Origin of the sequence: Veronia pacifica, assembly GCF_001707825.1 — a bacterium.
Taxonomy (GTDB): Bacteria; Pseudomonadota; Gammaproteobacteria; order Enterobacterales; family Vibrionaceae; genus Veronia; species Veronia pacifica.
On sequence record NZ_LYBM01000014.1, the window covers coordinates 28,860 to 44,954 of the forward strand.

14 protein-coding genes and 2 tRNA genes are annotated in these 16,095 nt (G+C 48.0%); 15 read left to right on the plus strand and 1 reads right to left on the minus strand.

The genetic code is table 11. The annotated features are described in order from the left end of the window. Positions 1-182 precede the first annotated feature (182 nt). Entirely contained in the window at positions 183-656 is a 474-nt protein-coding gene (gene greA / locus A8L45_RS09375) for a transcription elongation factor GreA (protein ID WP_068901572.1), read from the plus strand. A gap of 80 nt (positions 657-736) precedes the next feature. Here the strand turns inward: greA and yhbY are convergent, their stop codons facing one another. Then, positions 737-1,033 carry a ribosome assembly RNA-binding protein YhbY gene (gene yhbY, locus A8L45_RS09380; protein WP_068901574.1) on the minus strand — a complete coding sequence of 99 codons (297 nt, stop codon included), beginning with the start codon at positions 1,031-1,033 and terminating at the stop codon, positions 737-739. 131 nt (positions 1,034-1,164) lie between these two features. On the opposite strand from yhbY, the gene rlmE reads away from it, so the two are divergent. The 14 genes from rlmE (at position 1,165) to pnp (ending at position 16,047) form a co-directional block, all read left to right on the plus strand. Then, positions 1,165-1,794 (plus strand): 23S rRNA (uridine(2552)-2'-O)-methyltransferase RlmE, encoded by a 630-nt coding sequence (gene rlmE / locus A8L45_RS09385; protein WP_068901576.1) that lies wholly within the window; start codon positions 1,165-1,167, stop codon positions 1,792-1,794. Positions 1,795-1,844: 50 nt separating this feature from the next. Further along, on the plus strand, positions 1,845-3,806 hold the full coding sequence (ftsH, locus tag A8L45_RS09390; RefSeq protein WP_068901578.1) for an ATP-dependent zinc metalloprotease FtsH: 1,962 nt from the start codon (positions 1,845-1,847) through the stop codon (positions 3,804-3,806). A 79-nt stretch (positions 3,807-3,885) separates the two neighbouring features. Beyond that, a complete protein-coding gene (gene folP / locus A8L45_RS09395) occupies positions 3,886-4,719 on the plus strand; it encodes a dihydropteroate synthase (RefSeq protein WP_068901677.1) in 834 nt (277 codons plus the stop codon). 13 nt (positions 4,720-4,732) lie between these two features. Continuing rightward, positions 4,733-6,070, plus strand: a complete 1,338-nt coding sequence (glmM, locus tag A8L45_RS09400) for a phosphoglucosamine mutase (protein ID WP_068901580.1) — start codon at positions 4,733-4,735, stop codon at positions 6,068-6,070. Positions 6,071-6,272: 202 nt separating this feature from the next. Then, on the plus strand, positions 6,273-6,614 hold the full coding sequence (gene secG, locus A8L45_RS09405; RefSeq protein ID WP_068901582.1) for a preprotein translocase subunit SecG: 342 nt from the start codon (positions 6,273-6,275) through the stop codon (positions 6,612-6,614). A 7-nt stretch (positions 6,615-6,621) separates the two neighbouring features. Beyond that, a tRNA-Leu gene (locus A8L45_RS09410) sits at positions 6,622-6,708 on the plus strand. A 73-nt stretch (positions 6,709-6,781) separates the two neighbouring features. Then, positions 6,782-6,858: transfer RNA gene (locus tag A8L45_RS09415), tRNA-Met, on the plus strand. A gap of 174 nt (positions 6,859-7,032) precedes the next feature. Further along, entirely contained in the window at positions 7,033-7,488 is a 456-nt protein-coding gene (gene rimP / locus A8L45_RS09420; protein ID WP_068901584.1) for a ribosome maturation factor RimP, read from the plus strand. A gap of 20 nt (positions 7,489-7,508) precedes the next feature. Further along, complete coding sequence (gene nusA, locus A8L45_RS09425; RefSeq protein ID WP_068901586.1) at positions 7,509-8,996, plus strand: transcription termination factor NusA; 1,488 nt, start codon at positions 7,509-7,511, stop codon at positions 8,994-8,996. Between the two features lie 21 nt (positions 8,997-9,017). Further along, positions 9,018-11,699 (plus strand): translation initiation factor IF-2, encoded by a 2,682-nt coding sequence (infB, locus tag A8L45_RS09430; RefSeq protein WP_068901588.1) that lies wholly within the window; start codon positions 9,018-9,020, stop codon positions 11,697-11,699. A gap of 85 nt (positions 11,700-11,784) precedes the next feature. Then, entirely contained in the window at positions 11,785-12,174 is a 390-nt protein-coding gene (rbfA, locus tag A8L45_RS09435) for a 30S ribosome-binding factor RbfA (protein WP_068901590.1), read from the plus strand. Next, positions 12,174-13,124: a tRNA pseudouridine(55) synthase TruB gene (gene truB / locus A8L45_RS09440; protein WP_068901592.1), complete on the plus strand. Its 951-nt coding sequence runs from the start codon at positions 12,174-12,176 to the stop codon at positions 13,122-13,124. The genes rbfA and truB overlap by 1 nt, the downstream gene beginning before the upstream one ends. Before the next feature lie 128 nt (positions 13,125-13,252). Continuing rightward, positions 13,253-13,522: a 30S ribosomal protein S15 gene (gene rpsO, locus A8L45_RS09445; protein WP_068901594.1), complete on the plus strand. Its 270-nt coding sequence runs from the start codon at positions 13,253-13,255 to the stop codon at positions 13,520-13,522. A gap of 389 nt (positions 13,523-13,911) precedes the next feature. Then, the gene (gene pnp / locus A8L45_RS09450; RefSeq protein WP_068901596.1) at positions 13,912-16,047 is read left to right on the plus strand and encodes a polyribonucleotide nucleotidyltransferase; all 2,136 of its coding nucleotides are present in this window, start codon (positions 13,912-13,914) and stop codon (positions 16,045-16,047) included. Positions 16,048-16,095 lie beyond the last annotated feature (48 nt).

Genomic DNA, 16,095 nt, shown 5'->3' on the forward strand with positions numbered 1-16,095 from the left:
AATCGCGTGTTGTTGCTGATTGCGACCGATTCGTACTTGTCCAGAAATTGATAGATGATTTGCTGAGTGAACTTGTTTACACTGTTCGACCAAAATTGATTTTTCACCCGCGCTTGACATCTGTCTAGGCGTGGTTTTGTTTTGCCAGAGTAAGTGCTCTGGATTAAGAGGTATTGTTATTCATGGATAAAGTACCAATGACTGTTCGTGGTGAGCAGCTTCTTCGGGAAGAATTGGATCGTCTGCTAAAGCGTCGTCCTGAGATAACTCAGGCCATTGCGGAAGCTCGTGAGCTGGGCGACTTAAAAGAAAATGCAGAATATCATGCCGCCCGGGAAGAGCAGGGTATCTGTGAAGCCCAAATTCGTGATATCGAATATAAGCTATCGGTTTCTCAGGTCATTGATGTGGCAAAAATGCCTAACAATGGCAAGGTGATTTTTGGTGCAACGGTGTCGCTTATTGATGCAGATACTGAAGCCGAAGTCACTTACCAGATTGTTGGGGATGATGAGGCGGATATCAAACAGCACCTGATTTCGGTTAATTCACCTATCGCTAGAGGCCTGATTGGCAAAGAAGAAGGTGATGAGGTATCTATTTCTACGCCGGGCGGCGTGAAAGAGTTTGAGATAGACAGCGTAGAATATCGCTGAACTTCTCTGTGCTAGCTAACAAAAATTGTTAGCAAATGTTGCGGACAAAATACAGAAAAGGCCGCTTTCGCGGCCTTTGATTATTTTCGTGGCAACTCGATTTTGCGCTCTTCGCTCGGGCGGTAAAGCACTAGGGTTTTTCCTATAACCTGTACTTTTTCTGCCTGAGTCTCTCGGACAATTGCGTCAACAATCAGGTTCTTGGTGTCACGATCTTCAGATGCCACCTTAACCTTGATCAGTTCATGATGGCCAAGAGCGAGTTCAATTTCAGCCAGCACGGCTTCCGTCAGGCCGTTGGCACCCATCAAAACCACGGGTTTCAGGGAGTGAGCCAGTCCTTTGAGATGCTGCTTCTGTTTGGTGCTTAGATTCATATTGACTCGATTTTCTACTTGCTAAGGGTTGAAAACGTGACATTCTACCGCCATCTGTTATCAAACTGAACATGTATCACCCTAAACACGAAAAACCCGATGTCTGTAGACGGGAAAGTTCAGGTTAAATTATGAGTAAAAAGAAACATTCAGCGAGTTCCGGTCGTTGGTTAAAAGAACATTTTGATGATAAATATGTTCTTGAGGCCCAGAAAAAGGGTTTCAGGTCGCGTGCTATCTTCAAGATCGAGGAAATTCAGGGCAAGGACAAGCTGCTGAAACCAGGTATGACAGTGGTCGACCTTGGCGCTGCACCGGGAGGTTGGTCACAATATGCGGTAGAGCAAGTTGGTGGAGACGGACAGGTTATCGCCTGTGATATCTTGCCAATGGATTCTTTACCGGGTGTGAGCTTTCTTCAAGGTGACTTTCGTGAAGAAGCGGTACTTGACGCACTGCTTGAGCGCATCAAACCTGATATGGTTGATGTAGTGATGTCTGATATGGCACCCAATATGAGTGGTAATCTGGCATCTGACCAACCTCGAGCTATGTATCTTGTTGAACTTGCTCTAGACATGTGTCGCGAGGTATTGGCACCTAACGGTGCATTTGTGGTTAAAGTGTTTCAGGGTGAAGGCTTTGATCAGTATTTGGCTGAGATTCGTAAGATGTTCAAAGCGGTGAAAATCCGCAAGCCAGATTCCTCCCGCGCCCGGTCGCGTGAGGTATACATTGTGGCTACAGGTTACAAACTGTAGTAATCTACATTTATCTTTATAGTTATCGCGGGGCTAACACCTTGAGTGACATGGCAAAAAACTTGATTTTGTGGTTAGTAATCGCAGTCGTACTAATGTCTGTATTCCAGAACTTTGGTCCGAATGATGGTGCTGGCCGTCAAGTCGATTATACGACGTTCGTCCGAGAGATCGGTCAGGATAAAATACAGGAAGTACAGTTCAATGAACGTGAGCTGAAAGTGACGCGCCGTGAAGGCACTAGCTATGTTACTTACATGCCTGTTTATCAGGACCCGAAACTTCTCGATGATTTGATTAACCGTAATATTCGTGTGAAAGGTACACCACCTGAAGAGCCGAGTATTCTTGCATCTATTTTCATCTCTTGGTTCCCAATGTTATTGCTCATTGGTGTATGGATATTCTTCATGCGCCAGATGCAGGGCGGCGGCGGAAAGGGCGCGATGTCCTTCGGCAAATCTAAAGCCCGCATGATGAGCGAAGAGCAAATTAAAACAACATTTAGCGATGTAGCGGGTGTCGAGGAAGCGAAAGAAGACGTTAAGGAGCTGGTGGATTACCTGCGTGATCCAAGCAGATTCCAGAAGTTGGGTGGTAAAATCCCAACCGGTGTCTTGATGGTGGGGCCACCTGGTACAGGTAAAACTCTGTTGGCAAAAGCTATCGCTGGTGAAGCCAAGGTACCATTCTTTACAATCTCTGGTTCTGACTTTGTAGAAATGTTTGTCGGTGTGGGTGCATCCCGTGTCCGCGACATGTTTGAACAAGCTAAAAAAGCGTCACCATGTATCATCTTTATCGATGAGATTGATGCGGTAGGCCGTCAGCGTGGTGCTGGTCTTGGTGGTGGTCATGATGAGCGTGAGCAAACACTCAACCAAATGTTGGTCGAGATGGACGGGTTTGAAGGCAACGAAGGCATTATTGTTATCGCTGCAACTAACCGCCCTGACGTACTTGATCCTGCATTACTGCGTCCTGGCCGTTTCGACCGTCAAGTAGTCGTTGGCCTGCCTGACGTCCGTGGTCGTGAACAAATCCTTAAAGTGCACATGCGCAAAGTTCCACTTGCTGGAGATGTTGAAGCGTCTCTTATCGCGCGTGGTACACCGGGGTTCTCAGGCGCAGACTTGGCTAACCTTGTTAACGAGGCTGCATTGTTTGCCGCACGTGGTAACAAGCGCGTTGTTTCTATGGTCGAGTTTGAACTGGCAAAAGATAAAATCATGATGGGCGCAGAGCGCAAATCTATGGTTATGTCTGAAGATGTCAAGGAATCAACCGCTTACCATGAAGCAGGCCACGCAATTGTTGGCCGTTTGGTACCAGAACATGATCCTGTGTACAAAGTGTCAATTATCCCACGTGGTCGTGCGTTGGGTGTGACCATGTACCTGCCAGAACAAGACAGAGTCAGTATGTCTCGTCAGCACCTTGAGTCGATGGTCTCTAGTCTTTATGGTGGTCGTCTTGCTGAAGAGCTAATTTACGGCGCTGATAAGGTATCAACTGGTGCGTCTAATGACATCGAGCGTGCAACCGACATTGCTCGTAAGATGGTAACCCAATGGGGTTTCTCAGAGAAACTGGGTCCACTGCTTTACGCTGAAGACGAAGGTGAAGTGTTCTTGGGCCGCTCCGTGACGCAAACCAAGCATGTTTCAGACGACACGGCGAAACTTATCGACACCGAGATTCGCGAGATCATCGACCGCAACTATGTTCGTGCTAGGAAGATTCTCGAAGAGAATATGGACATCATGCATTCGATGAAAGATGCACTGATGAAGTATGAAACCATTGATGCGAAACAGATTGATGACCTAATGGCGAGACGCGACGTTCGTGAGCCTGCCGGATGGGAAAATGATTCAGGCAGTAGCTCAGACGACACGCCCAAGCCTGAAGCCAAATCTGATACATCGGGTGACAGTGCTTCTGATGAAGGGAATGTAGGTGAGAGCAAGAACAACAAGCCTATTGACCCGGAAAACAAATCTGAAGCTTGATACTTAAATCTGATACTAACCCCGGGAATAAACGCCCGGGGTTTTTTTATTCTTAAATACCCTAAAAATGGTCAGCGGTATGTTACTTAAAAGCAGAAATAAGACATTAGATCTCAGTAGAACTCAGGTTATGGGGATTCTAAACGTTACCCCTGATTCATTTTCTGACGGTGGTCAGCATAATACAGTCGACAGAGCTTTGAGACATGCTGATGCGATGCTCTCAGCAGGCGCCACTATTCTCGATATTGGCGGTGAATCAACCCGACCCGGCGCGCCAGATGTGGCTCTGGATGAGGAAATAAACCGAGTAGTTCCTGTCGTAGAGGCTATAAGACGCAATTTTGATTGTTGGATCTCGATAGACACCAGTAAAGCGGTTGTCATGAGTGAAGCGACAGCTGCTGGTGGCGACATTATCAATGACGTTAGAGCGTTACAGGAGCCGGGTGCTATAGAGGCAGCTGCTCAAGCTGATGTGCCTGTATGTCTAATGCATATGCAAGGCCAACCTCGCACCATGCAATCTAATCCTATTTATGGCGATATGATTGCTGACATTAAAGGCTTTTTCGAAACCCGTATTGCCGCCTGTGAACAGGCAGGGATCAGCCGGGATCGAGTCATTCTTGATCCTGGGTTCGGGTTTGGCAAAACCCTGACACATAATTATCAGTTACTTGATAAACTAGAGTCATTTCACGATTTCGGCCTACCTGTTCTGGCAGGAATGAGTCGCAAGTCGATGATATTTAAACTACTGGATAAAACACCGCAGGATGTGCTGGCAGGAAGCCTGGCCTGTGCAACGATTGCTGCCTTGAAGGGGGCGCAAATCATTCGGGTTCATGATGTGGAGGAAACCTGTGATGTGGTTAAGATTGTTCAGGAAATGAGAGACGCAACGCTTTAAGTTGGAGCAAATAATGACAGAGCGCAAATACTTCGGGACTGATGGTGTTCGAGGTAAGGTGGGACAATTCCCAATAACCCCTGATTTTGTGATGAAACTCGGCTGGGCTGCCGGTCGTGTATTAAGTCAGCAAGGCACCAAAAAGGTCCTTATCGGTAAAGATACTCGTATTTCAGGCTATATGCTTGAATCTGCCCTTGAGGCAGGTTTGTCTGCTGCTGGCCTCCAAGCTGCTTTTACCGGACCTATGCCAACGCCAGCCGTTGCTTATCTCACACAGACATTTCGCGCAGAGGCAGGCATTGTCATTTCTGCGTCGCATAATCCATATTATGACAATGGCATCAAATTCTTCTCTTGCGAAGGTACCAAGCTTCCAGACGATGTCGAGCTGGCTATTGAGGCAGAGTTAGACAAGCCTCTGACCTGTGTTGAATCAGCAGAACTGGGTAAGGCCACCCGTATTGATGATGCTGCTGGTCGCTATATTGAATTCTGTAAGAGCACCTTCCCTTCAGATTCAAGCCTTGCGGGTTTGAGGATTGTTATTGACTGTGCTCATGGTGCCACTTATCACATTGCGCCTTCAGTATTTAAAGAGCTGGGAGCGGATGTTGTGGCTATGGGCATTGAGCCAAATGGTACCAACATTAACGCGGAAGTTGGGGCGACGGATGTTCGCGCTTTACAACAGCGTGTTGTTGATGAAGCGGCTGACCTAGGTATTGCTTTTGATGGTGATGGCGATCGTGTGATCATGGTTGACCATGAAGGTAACAAAATTGATGGCGACCAAATTGCCTACATCATTGCAAGGGAAACCCTGCGCCGCGGTGAGTTGAAGGGAGGGGTTGTTGGCACTCTGATGACCAATATGGGGATGGAGATCGCCCTCAAAAATCTCGGTATACCATTTACACGTGCCAAAGTTGGTGATCGCTATGTGATGGAGCAACTGCTAGAAAAAGGTTGGACGATAGGTGCTGAAAACTCAGGCCATGTGATTTTACTGGATAAAGTGACCACTGGTGATGCGATCGTTGCAGCACTTCAGGTTTTATCGAGTGTTATCGGTACGGGGATGAGCCTCAAGAGCCTGTGTGAAGGTATGTCAATGTTCCCTCAGGTACTTGAGAATGTACGCTTCTCAGGTGACAGCGATCCTTTGCAAAGTGAGGCCGTACTCGAAGCGAAACGTCGTGTTGAACATCAACTCGGTGATAAGGGCCGTGTATTGTTGCGTAAATCTGGCACTGAGCCATTGATTCGCGTTATGGTTGAAGGTGAAAACGCTGCAAATGTACAGACATATGCACTGGAAATTGCAGACGCAGTAAAAGTCAGCTGCTAACTGGTAATGGAGAATGGCAGGGTAATTGTTCATTTTGGTCACAAGATGTGCAAACGGACGGAAAATACAGGTTTTTTTGCATTTTCCTCTTGTCTACCCTGCCTGCTTTCGCTAGTATTCCTCCCGCTCCCAACGATTGGGGGATGCGCTGGTGAGGACTTAGAGCTTAGCTGGCTCAACAATTTGGAACATAGGTGGAAACATGTACGAAATTCTACTTGTGATTTATCTGTTGGCCGCAATTGGCGTTATAGGCCTGGTTCTGGTTCAACAAGGTAAAGGCGCAGATATGGGAGCCTCATTTGGGGCTGGGGCATCAAACACAGTGTTTGGCTCTAGCGGCTCTGGAAACTTCTTAACCCGAATGACAGCAGTATTCGCTACTATATTTATCGTTCTCAGCTTGGTGCTTGGTAACCTTACAAGCCACAGTAAAAAAGCTGGAAGCGAGTGGGAAGACTTAAGTCAGCCTGCGGCAGTAGAGAAAGTTGAAACTGCTACGGATGTACCAGCTACGAATAATAGCGACATCCCGACAAACTAAAGAATTTGCCGAGGTGGTGGAATTGGTAGACACGCTATCTTGAGGGGGTAGTGCCTATCCAGGCGTGCGGGTTCAAGTCCCGCTCTCGGCACCAAAATTGCCTTAATAAGGCAACACCTTTTCTTGCAAATGCAAGCAAAGTGGCGATATACTAATCGCCGCTCGGACGCGGGGTGGAGCAGTCTGGTAGCTCGTCGGGCTCATAACCCGAAGGTCGTTGGTTCAAATCCGGCCCCCGCAACCACTTTTCCGTGAATGTTAGTGTAGACCGATAACATTCATGGGTCGTACAAGCATGTACGACATCAGGGTCCAGTTACATTAAACCCCGAATTTCGGGGTTTTTTGTTATCTGAAGCTGACCATTCGGATGGATAACTGGGCTTTTAAGCCCTTTTTTTATTTCTGGGGTTTGTAAATGACAGGACTAGAAAAACAACTGACTGAATTGTTAGAAGCACCAGTCAGTGCGTTGGACTATGAACTTGTTGGGCTTGAGTTTGTCCGCGCCGGACAGCACTCAACCCTGAGGATCTTTATTGATCACCCAAACGGCATTACGGTTGAAGACTGTGCAGAAGTGAGCCGTCAGGTGAGTGCAGTGATGGATGTAGAAGATCCAATCACAGTAGCATACAATCTTGAGGTTTCCTCTCCAGGCTTAGAACGACCGCTGTTCAAAGCTGAACACTATCAGCAGTTTATTGGCCATGAAGTGAATATTGTACTAAAAATGGCAATGCAGAATCGTCGTAAATGGAAAGGTGAAATCCTGTCTATTGAGGGTGAGACTGTCACTGTAAGTGTTGACGGCAACGAAGAGTCGTTCGCTCTGAGTAATATCGCCAAGGCCAACTTGGTTCCTTCATTTTAAGGTAAATGAGGCATTAGTTCATGAACAAAGAAATCTTGGCTGTCGTAGAAGCGGTATCCAATGAGAAAGCAGTTCCACGTGAGCGTATTTTTGAAGCGCTTGAAACTGCTTTGGCGACAGCAACAAAGAAAAAGTACGAAGCGGATATTGACGTACGTGTTGCTATCGACCGTAAAACTGGCGAATTTGATACATTCCGTCGCTGGGAAATTGTAGAAGAAGTGACACTGCCGACCCGTGAAATCACACTGGAAGCAGCGCAGTTTGAAGACGAGTCACTGCAGTTGGGTCAGCACGTTGAAGACGACATTGAATCTGTCACTTTTGACCGCATCACTACCCAGACAGCCAAGCAAGTCATTGTACAAAAAGTACGTGAAGCTGAGCGTGCACAAGTTGTCGAACAGTTCATGGACAATGAAGGTGAGTTGATCACTGGTGTTGTAAAGAAAGTAAACCGCGATGTTGTTATCGTTGATTTAGGTAACAATGCCGAAGCGGCAATTCAGCGTGACGACCAACTGCCACGCGAAAACTTCCGACCGGGTGACCGCGTTCGTGGTCTGCTGTATGCTGTACGCCCAGAAGCCCGTGGCTTCCAGCTGTTCATGACTCGTTCTAAGCCAGATATGCTGATTGAGCTTTTCCGCATTGAGGTGCCGGAAATTGGTGAAGAGATGATTGAAATCATGGGTGCAGCCCGTGATCCTGGTTCACGTGCGAAAATCGCCGTGAAAACAAATGACAAGCGAATTGACCCAGTTGGTGCTTGTGTTGGTATGCGTGGTGCGCGTGTTCAGGCCGTTTCTGGTGAACTGGGCGGTGAGCGTATCGATATTGTGCTTTGGGACGAAAACCCTGCTCAATTCGTTATCAACGCAATGGCACCTGCTGATGTTGCGTCTATCATCGTTGATGAAGACAGCCACACCATGGACATTGCAGTAGAAGCAGACAACCTGGCACAGGCCATTGGCCGCAGTGGTCAGAACGTTCGCCTGGCTTCTCAGCTGACAGGCTGGGAACTGAATGTAATGACCGTTCAGGACCTACAGAAAAAACACGAAGAAGAAGCGAATCAGTCAATTGACCTGTTCGTTAAGCATCTTGATATTGAAGAAGACTTCGCAGAAGTTCTGGTTAAAGAAGGTTTCGCTTCTCTGGAAGAGGTTGCCTATGTACCAACGAACGAACTGCTGGAGATTGACGGCCTCGACGAAGACACAGTTGAAGAACTGCGTAGTCGTGCTAAGGAAGCTCTGACCACAATCGCGTTGGCGAAAGAAGAAATTCTTGATGGTGCAGAGCCTGCTGAAGACCTATTGGGTCTGGAAGGACTGGAACGCGAAATGGCATTCCGTCTGGCCTCAAAAGGTATCAGCACACTGGAAGATCTTGCCGATCAGGGCACTGACGATCTTCTGGACATTGAGGGATTAGATGAAGTTAAAGCGGGCGAGCTTATTATGGCTGCACGCAATATTTGCTGGTTCAGCGACGAAGCGTAAACGCAGCAAAGGAGGAGCATAATGTCAGAGGTTACAGTTAAAGCACTGGCGAGTGAGATTGATACGTCAGTTGAACGCTTGCTGAAACAGTTCGAAGATGCCGGCATCAGTAAAGCCGCAGATGACAACGTAAGCCAGGATGAGAAACAAACCTTGCTGTCTCACCTTAAGCGGGAGCATGGTGACGATGGTAGCGCTCCAACTCGTCTGACGTTACAACGCAAGAAGCGTAGCACCCTCAGCGTGTCAAGCGGTGGCGGTAAGAGTAAAGACGTTCAGGTTGAAGTGCGCAAGAAGCGCACCTACGTGAAACGTAGCGATCTCGAAGAACAAAAGGCAGCTGAAGAAGCTGCCTTGCGCGAGGCTGAAGAACAGGCCAAGCGCGAAGCAGAAGAACAAGCTAAACGTGAAGCTGAAGCACAAGCTAAACGTGAAGCGGAAGAACAAGCCAAGCGTGAAGCGGAAGAAAAAGCCAAACGCGAAGCTGAAGAGAAAGCTCGCATTGAAGCAGAGAAACAGCAGCAATACGCTGAGGAATCTGATGAAACCAAAGCGGAACGTGAAGTTGCCGAAGCTCAAGCGAAGAAAGAAGCTGATGAACTCAAGCGTCGCCAGGAAGAGGAAGCCAAGCGTAAAGCTGAAGAAGAAAGTCAGCGCCAGATAGAAGAGGCACGCAAAATGGCAGAATTGAACCAAGAGCGCTGGAGTCAACAGGACTCCGCATTGAAAACGATGGAATCTGCAGATCACCACACGGTGACATCAAAGTACGCTCGTGAAGCGGAAGACGAAGCAGATCGCAGTCAGGAAGCCGCTCCTCGTCGTCGTAAAAAGAAAAAAGCGGGTCAGCAAGACAATGACCGTAATAACCGTCGTGGTAAAGGTAAAGGCCGTATGGCTAAGCCTACTTCTATGCAACATGGCTTCCAGAAGCCTGCACAGAAAGTAAACCGTGACGTAGAAATTGGTGAAACAGTTACTGTTGCTGAACTGGCAAACAAAATGGCAGTGAAAGCGACAGAAGTCATCAAAGCGATGATGAAGATGGGTGCAATGGCAACCATCAACCAAGTGATTGATCAGGAAACTGCTCAACTGGTTGCTGAAGAAATGGGCCACAAAGTTGTTCTTCGTAAGGAGAATGAACTGGAAGAGGCGGTACTGTCTGACCGTGATGACAGCGCGTCTAAAGAGCCTCGTGCGCCAGTGGTTACCATCATGGGTCACGTTGACCATGGTAAAACCTCACTGCTTGACTACATCCGTAAAGCACATGTTGCATCGGGTGAAGCTGGCGGTATTACCCAGCACATCGGTGCGTACCATGTTGAAACAGACAACGGTATGATCACCTTCCTGGATACTCCAGGACACGCCGCATTTACTTCAATGCGTGCACGTGGTGCAAAAGCAACGGATATCGTTGTTCTGGTTGTTGCAGCTGATGATGGTGTTATGCCTCAGACTATCGAAGCAATCCAGCATGCGAAAGCAGCTGAAGTGCCATTGATTGTTGCAGTGAACAAGATTGATAAAGAAGCAGCTAACCCGGATCAGGTGAAGAACGAGTTGTCACAGCACAACGTTATCCCTGAAGACTGGGGCGGCGAGAACATGTTTGTTCACGTTTCTGCGAAGCAAGGTATCAACATTGATGCTCTGCTTGAAGCGATTCTGCTGCAATCTGAAGTTTTGGAACTGGAAGCCGTGCGCGATGCCATGGGGCATGGTGTTGTTGTTGAATCTCGCCTAGATAAAGGTCGTGGTCCAGTTGCAACCGTTCTGGTTCAGGAAGGTACGCTGAAGAAAGGTGATATCGTACTGTGTGGCCTTGAATACGGTCGTGTTCGTGCGATGCGTGACGAAAACGGTAAAGAAGTTGACACTGCGGGTCCTTCTATTCCTGTTGAGATTCTGGGCCTGTCAGGTGTTCCATCAGCGGGTGATGAAGCGACAGTTGTTCGTGACGAGCGTAAAGCCCGTGAAGTTGCTCTGTATCGTCAAGGTAAATTCCGTGACGTGAAACTGGCTCGTCAGCAGAAAGCGAAACTGGAGAACATGTTCTCTAACATGTCTGAAGGTGAAGTATCTGAACTCAATATCGTTCTGAAAGCGGACGTACAGGGTTCTGTTGAAGCGATTGCAGATTCTCTGGTTAAGCTGTCTACTGATGAAGTGAAAGTGAAGATTGTCGGCTCTGGTGTTGGTGGTATCACTGAAACTGATGCAGTTCTGGCGGCAGCGTCTAACGCTATCTTGGTTGGTTTCAACGTTCGTGCTGATGCAACTGCTCGCCGTACCATTGAAGCTGAGAGCCTTGATCTTCGTTACTACTCAGTGATTTACGCACTGATTGACGAAGTTAAGCAAGCAATGAGCGGTATGCTGGCACCTGAATTCAAACAGGAAATCATGGGTCTGGCAGAAGTTCGTGATGTGTTCAAATCACCCAAGATTGGCGCTATCGCTGGTTGTATGGTGACTGAAGGTAGCATCAAGCGTAACAACCCAATCCGTGTACTGCGTGAAAACGTTGTTATCTATGAAGGTGAGCTGGAATCTCTGCGCCGCTTCAAAGATGATGTAAACGAAGTCAACAAAGGTTACGAGTGTGGTATCGGCGTTAAGAACTACAACGACGTCCGCGTGGGTGACCAAATCGAAGTTTACGAGACTGTCGAAATTAAGCGTACTATCGACTAATAACCGACTGTAACAGGTTGTTTATACACACCATGGGGGGAAGTGCTCGGCACTTTCCCCCAGTCTTTATGAAGAGAAGAAGGTTATGGCAAAAGAATTCAGCCGTACTCAACGTGTCTCCCAGCAGATACAAAAAGAAATCGCATTGATCCTGCAGCGTGAAATTAAAGACCCGCGCATTGGTATGGTGACTGTTTCCGGCGTTGAAGTGTCACGAGATCTGGCATATGCCAAAGTATTTGTTACGTTCCTGACTACAGGTGAACAAACACCTGAAGGTGGTCTTGAAGCACTGAAAGAGGCCGCAGGTTATGTCCGCAGCCTACTAGGCAAAGCAATCCGTCTACGTGTTACTCCAGAAGTCAGCTTTTATTTCGATCAGTCTTTGACTGAGGGGATGCGTATCTCCAACCTGGTTTCTCAGGCAGTAAGATCGGATGAAAAACGCCGTGATATTGACGGAGAAGAAGACTGATGGCCCGCCGAGCACGCCGCCGCGGACGTCCGGTTGACGGGATCATTCTGCTGGATAAGCCGACAGGCATCACGTCAAATGATGCATTACAGCAAGTTAAACGTATTTACTTTGCTGAGAAAGCAGGTCATACCGGAGCGTTAGACCCTCTGGCAACCGGCATGTTGCCGATCTGCTTTGGCGAAGCGACTAAGTTTTCCCAGTTTCTTCTCGATTCTGACAAGCGTTATCGCGTTGTTGCCAAACTTGGCGAGCGGACTAACACGTCAGACTCAGACGGCGAAGTGGTAGAGACCCGTCCTGTAGCTGTGGATCGTGGTCAGCTTGAGCGCTGTATTGCCCAGTTCCGCGGTGATACCATGCAGGTCCCTTCAATGTTTTCTGCATTAAAATATCAGGGCCGACCACTCTATGAGTATGCCCGTGAGGGAATTGAAGTCCCGCGTGAAGCTCGTAAGATCACTGTCTATGAAATCGAGTTGTTACAGTTCAACGGCGACGAGATCGAGATGGAAGTACACTGCTCAAAAGGCACCTATATTCGCACTATCGTCGATGACCTGGGTGAAATGCTGGGCTGTGGCGCTCATGTCACCGCACTACGCCGTATTGGTGTATCCGGTTACCCAATTGAAAAGATGGTCACTCTTGGTCAATTGGAAAAACTGCTGGATCAAGCCCGTGAGCAGGATATTCAGCCTCGCGAGTTACTTGACCCGTTACTGTTGGCACAAGATACAGCGGTACAGGATCTGGAAGAGGTTAACCTTCTTCCCGTTGTTTCCAGCTATGTCATGCAGGGGCAGGCCGTACAGGTACCAACTGCGCCTGACAGTGGCTTTGTCCGTATGACTGTCGGTGAAGAACGCACCTTTATTGGGGTGGCAGAAATTGATGCAGACGGCATGGTTGCGCCACGTCGTCTTGTCTCTGGTCAGCGAAATAACTGACTTGGCGGTGGCGGATAAATGGGTGTTGTCTTACTCAGTCAATACCTGTAGAATTCGTCGCCTCGGGTGTCGGCTGAATCAGAGATTGGCTGACACAAAGATAAACCTTTTACATTTAGGAATAGACAATGTCTCTGAATGCAGAAACTAAAGCAGCAATCGTTGCTGAATACGCGCAAGGCGAAAACGACACCGGTTCACCAGAAGTTCAAATCGCTCTGCTGACTGCTTCTATCAACCACCTGCAAGGCCACTTCGCTGAGCACAAAGGTGATCACCACAGCCGTCGCGGTCTGCTTCGCATGGTTTCACGTCGTCGTAAGCTTCTGGACTACCTGAAGCGCAAAAACGCCGATCGTTACCTGGAGCTGCTTAAGCGTCTGGGTCTGCGTCGCTAATCTGTCGCCGCATTCCAGAAAGGAGCCTTTATGGCTCCTTTCTTTGTTTTTACCTTCGTATTATTTCCCTATCCTGCCTCTTTGTCTCTCTTTCTATACGAAATGCGACTGGTATTTCTGACAAACTCCGACGGGTTGTCGGCTGTTGCTGTCTATACTAAAGACACCCTTATGATTTTGTTCTTGCGCGTATCACTTCCCTGTAACCTGTGTATAATATGTGGCGATTTCAACAGATAACACAGTCAACGAAGTCGACCATCAGGTCGCGACTATTGCCAACATTCTCTGATTCAGAGTGTTGCCACTAGTCGCGATGGGTGTGTCTGTTGAGACAAATGATTAATTGGGTATCGAGACAAAGATACTTATCAAACAAGGATAATCACGTGAATCCAATCGTAAAATCTTTCCAATACGGTAACCACACTGTGACGCTGGAAACTGGCGTTATGGCTCGTCAGGCGACGGCAGCAGTGATGGCAAGCATGGACGATACATCAGTATTCGTAAGTGTTGTTGGCCGTAAAGAGGCCGTTGAAGGTCAGGATTTCTTCCCGTTGACGGTAAACTATCAAGAGCGTACCTATGCAGCTGGTAAGATCCCTGGTGGCTTCTTCAAACGTGAAGGTCGTCCATCTGAGGGCGAAACCCTGACAGCACGTCTGATTGACCGTCCAATCCGTCCACTGTTCCCAGATGCATTTAAGAACGAAGTACAGGTTATTGCGACTGTTGTTTCCGTCAACCCAGATGTGAGCCCTGACATTGTTGCCATGATTGGTACTTCAGCGGCATTGGCAATCTCAGGTATTCCTTTTGCGGGTCCTATCGGTTCTGCGCGTGTTGGTTTTATCAACGATGAGCTGGTTCTGAACCCAAGTAATACAGAGCTTGAAAACAGCCAACTGGACCTGGTAGTTGCCGGTACTGATAACGCTGTACTGATGGTGGAATCTCAGGCAGATCGCCTGAGTGAAGAGCAAATGCTACAAGCTGTTGTATTTGGCCATGACCAGCAACAGACTGTTATTTCTGCGATCAAAGAATTCGCTGCTGAAGTGAACACTCCAGCGTGGGAATGGTCAGCACCTGAAGTAAATGTCGAGCTGAAAGCACGTGTTGCTGAGCTGGCAGAAGAGCGTTTTGTAGCTGCATACCAAATCACAGAGAAAATGGCGCGCTACGAACAGGTTGGCCAGATTAAGCAAAGCGTAACTGAGCAACTGCTTGAGCAGGACGAAGAGCTGAATGAGCGTGAGATTCAGGGCATGCTGAGCAGCCTTGAAAAAGCGGTTGTTCGTGGCCGTATCATCTCTGGTGAGCCGCGTATCGATGGCCGTGAGAAAGACATGGTTCGTGCACTGGATGTACGCACTGGCGTTCTTCCTCGTACCCATGGTTCTTCTCTGTTTACCCGTGGTGAAACGCAGGCTTTGGTTACTGCTACACTAGGTACTCAGCGTGATGCGCAAATCATTGATGAGATCACTGGCGAGCGCACAGATAACTTCCTACTGCATTACAACTTCCCTCCTTACTGTGTGGGTGAGACGGGTTTTGTTGGTTCACCAAAACGTCGTGAAATCGGCCATGGTAAGCTAGCGAAGCGCGGCATGATGTCTGTGATGCCATCTCAGGAAGAATTCCCTTATACCGTTCGTGTGGTTTCTGAAATCACAGAATCTAACGGTTCATCATCAATGGCATCAGTATGTGGTTCTTCGCTTGCGCTGATGGATGCGGGTGTTCCAATCAAGAAATCTGTTGCGGGTATCGCAATGGGTCTTGTGAAAGAAGATGAAAACTTTGTCGTTCTGTCTGACATTCTTGGTGATGAAGATCATCTGGGTGACATGGACTTTAAAGTAGCTGGTACCGATGACGGCGTGACTGCGCTGCAAATGGATATCAAAATTGAAGGTATCACTAAAGAGATCATGCAGATCGCTCTGAACCAAGCAAAAGGTGCGCGTCTGCACATCCTGAGTGTGATGGATCAGGCAATTGATGGTGCCCGTGATGATATCTCTGAATTTGCTCCGCGTATCCATACCATTAAGATCAACCCAGAGAAGATCAAAGATGTTATCGGTAAAGGTGGTGCGGTTATCCGTGCACTGACTGAAGAAACTGAGACTACCATCGAGATTGAAGACGACGGTACAGTGAAGATTGCTGCAACCGATGGCGAAAAAGCGAAAGCAGCCATTGAACGCATTGAAGCGCTGACAGCAGAAGTGGAAGTTGGCCGTATCTATACAGGTAAGGTAACCCGCATCGTTGACTTCGGTTGTTTTGTCTCTGTGATTGGTACCAAAGAAGGTCTGGTACACATTTCTCAGGTTGCTGATAAGCGCATTGACAAAGTTGCTGATTACGTTCAGGTTGGTCAAGATGTTCAGGTTAAAGTTCTGGAAATCGACCGTCAGGGCCGTATCCGTCTGAGCATGAAAGAAGCTGCAGCAGATGCAGCAGCGAGTGCACCAGCAGCGGACGCGGGTCAGCAAGACGCTGACGCGTGATCGTCGGGTACAGATAACGACGTATTACATTGAGTTTAAGGGAGCTTT

Bases quoted from the DNA above. Each gene is read 5' to 3' on its own strand.
- ftsH (WP_068901578.1), top strand. From the start codon at position 1,845: ATGGCAAAAAACTTGATTTTGTGGTTAGTAATCGCAGTCGTACTAATG.
- yhbY (WP_068901574.1), bottom strand. From the start codon at position 1,033: ATGAATCTAAGCACCAAACAGAAGCAGCATCTCAAAGGACTGGCTCAC.
- truB (WP_068901592.1), top strand. From the start codon at position 12,174: ATGGCCCGCCGAGCACGCCGCCGCGGACGTCCGGTTGACGGGATCATT.
- rpsO (WP_068901594.1), top strand. From the start codon at position 13,253: ATGTCTCTGAATGCAGAAACTAAAGCAGCAATCGTTGCTGAATACGCG.
- rimP (WP_068901584.1), top strand. From the start codon at position 7,033: ATGACAGGACTAGAAAAACAACTGACTGAATTGTTAGAAGCACCAGTC.
- greA (WP_068901572.1), top strand. From the start codon at position 183: ATGGATAAAGTACCAATGACTGTTCGTGGTGAGCAGCTTCTTCGGGAA.
- rlmE (WP_068901576.1), top strand. From the start codon at position 1,165: ATGAGTAAAAAGAAACATTCAGCGAGTTCCGGTCGTTGGTTAAAAGAA.
- glmM (WP_068901580.1), top strand. From the start codon at position 4,733: ATGACAGAGCGCAAATACTTCGGGACTGATGGTGTTCGAGGTAAGGTG.
- nusA (WP_068901586.1), top strand. From the start codon at position 7,509: ATGAACAAAGAAATCTTGGCTGTCGTAGAAGCGGTATCCAATGAGAAA.
- rbfA (WP_068901590.1), top strand. From the start codon at position 11,785: ATGGCAAAAGAATTCAGCCGTACTCAACGTGTCTCCCAGCAGATACAA.
- infB (WP_068901588.1), top strand. From the start codon at position 9,018: ATGTCAGAGGTTACAGTTAAAGCACTGGCGAGTGAGATTGATACGTCA.
- folP (WP_068901677.1), top strand. From the start codon at position 3,886: ATGTTACTTAAAAGCAGAAATAAGACATTAGATCTCAGTAGAACTCAG.
- secG (WP_068901582.1), top strand. From the start codon at position 6,273: ATGTACGAAATTCTACTTGTGATTTATCTGTTGGCCGCAATTGGCGTT.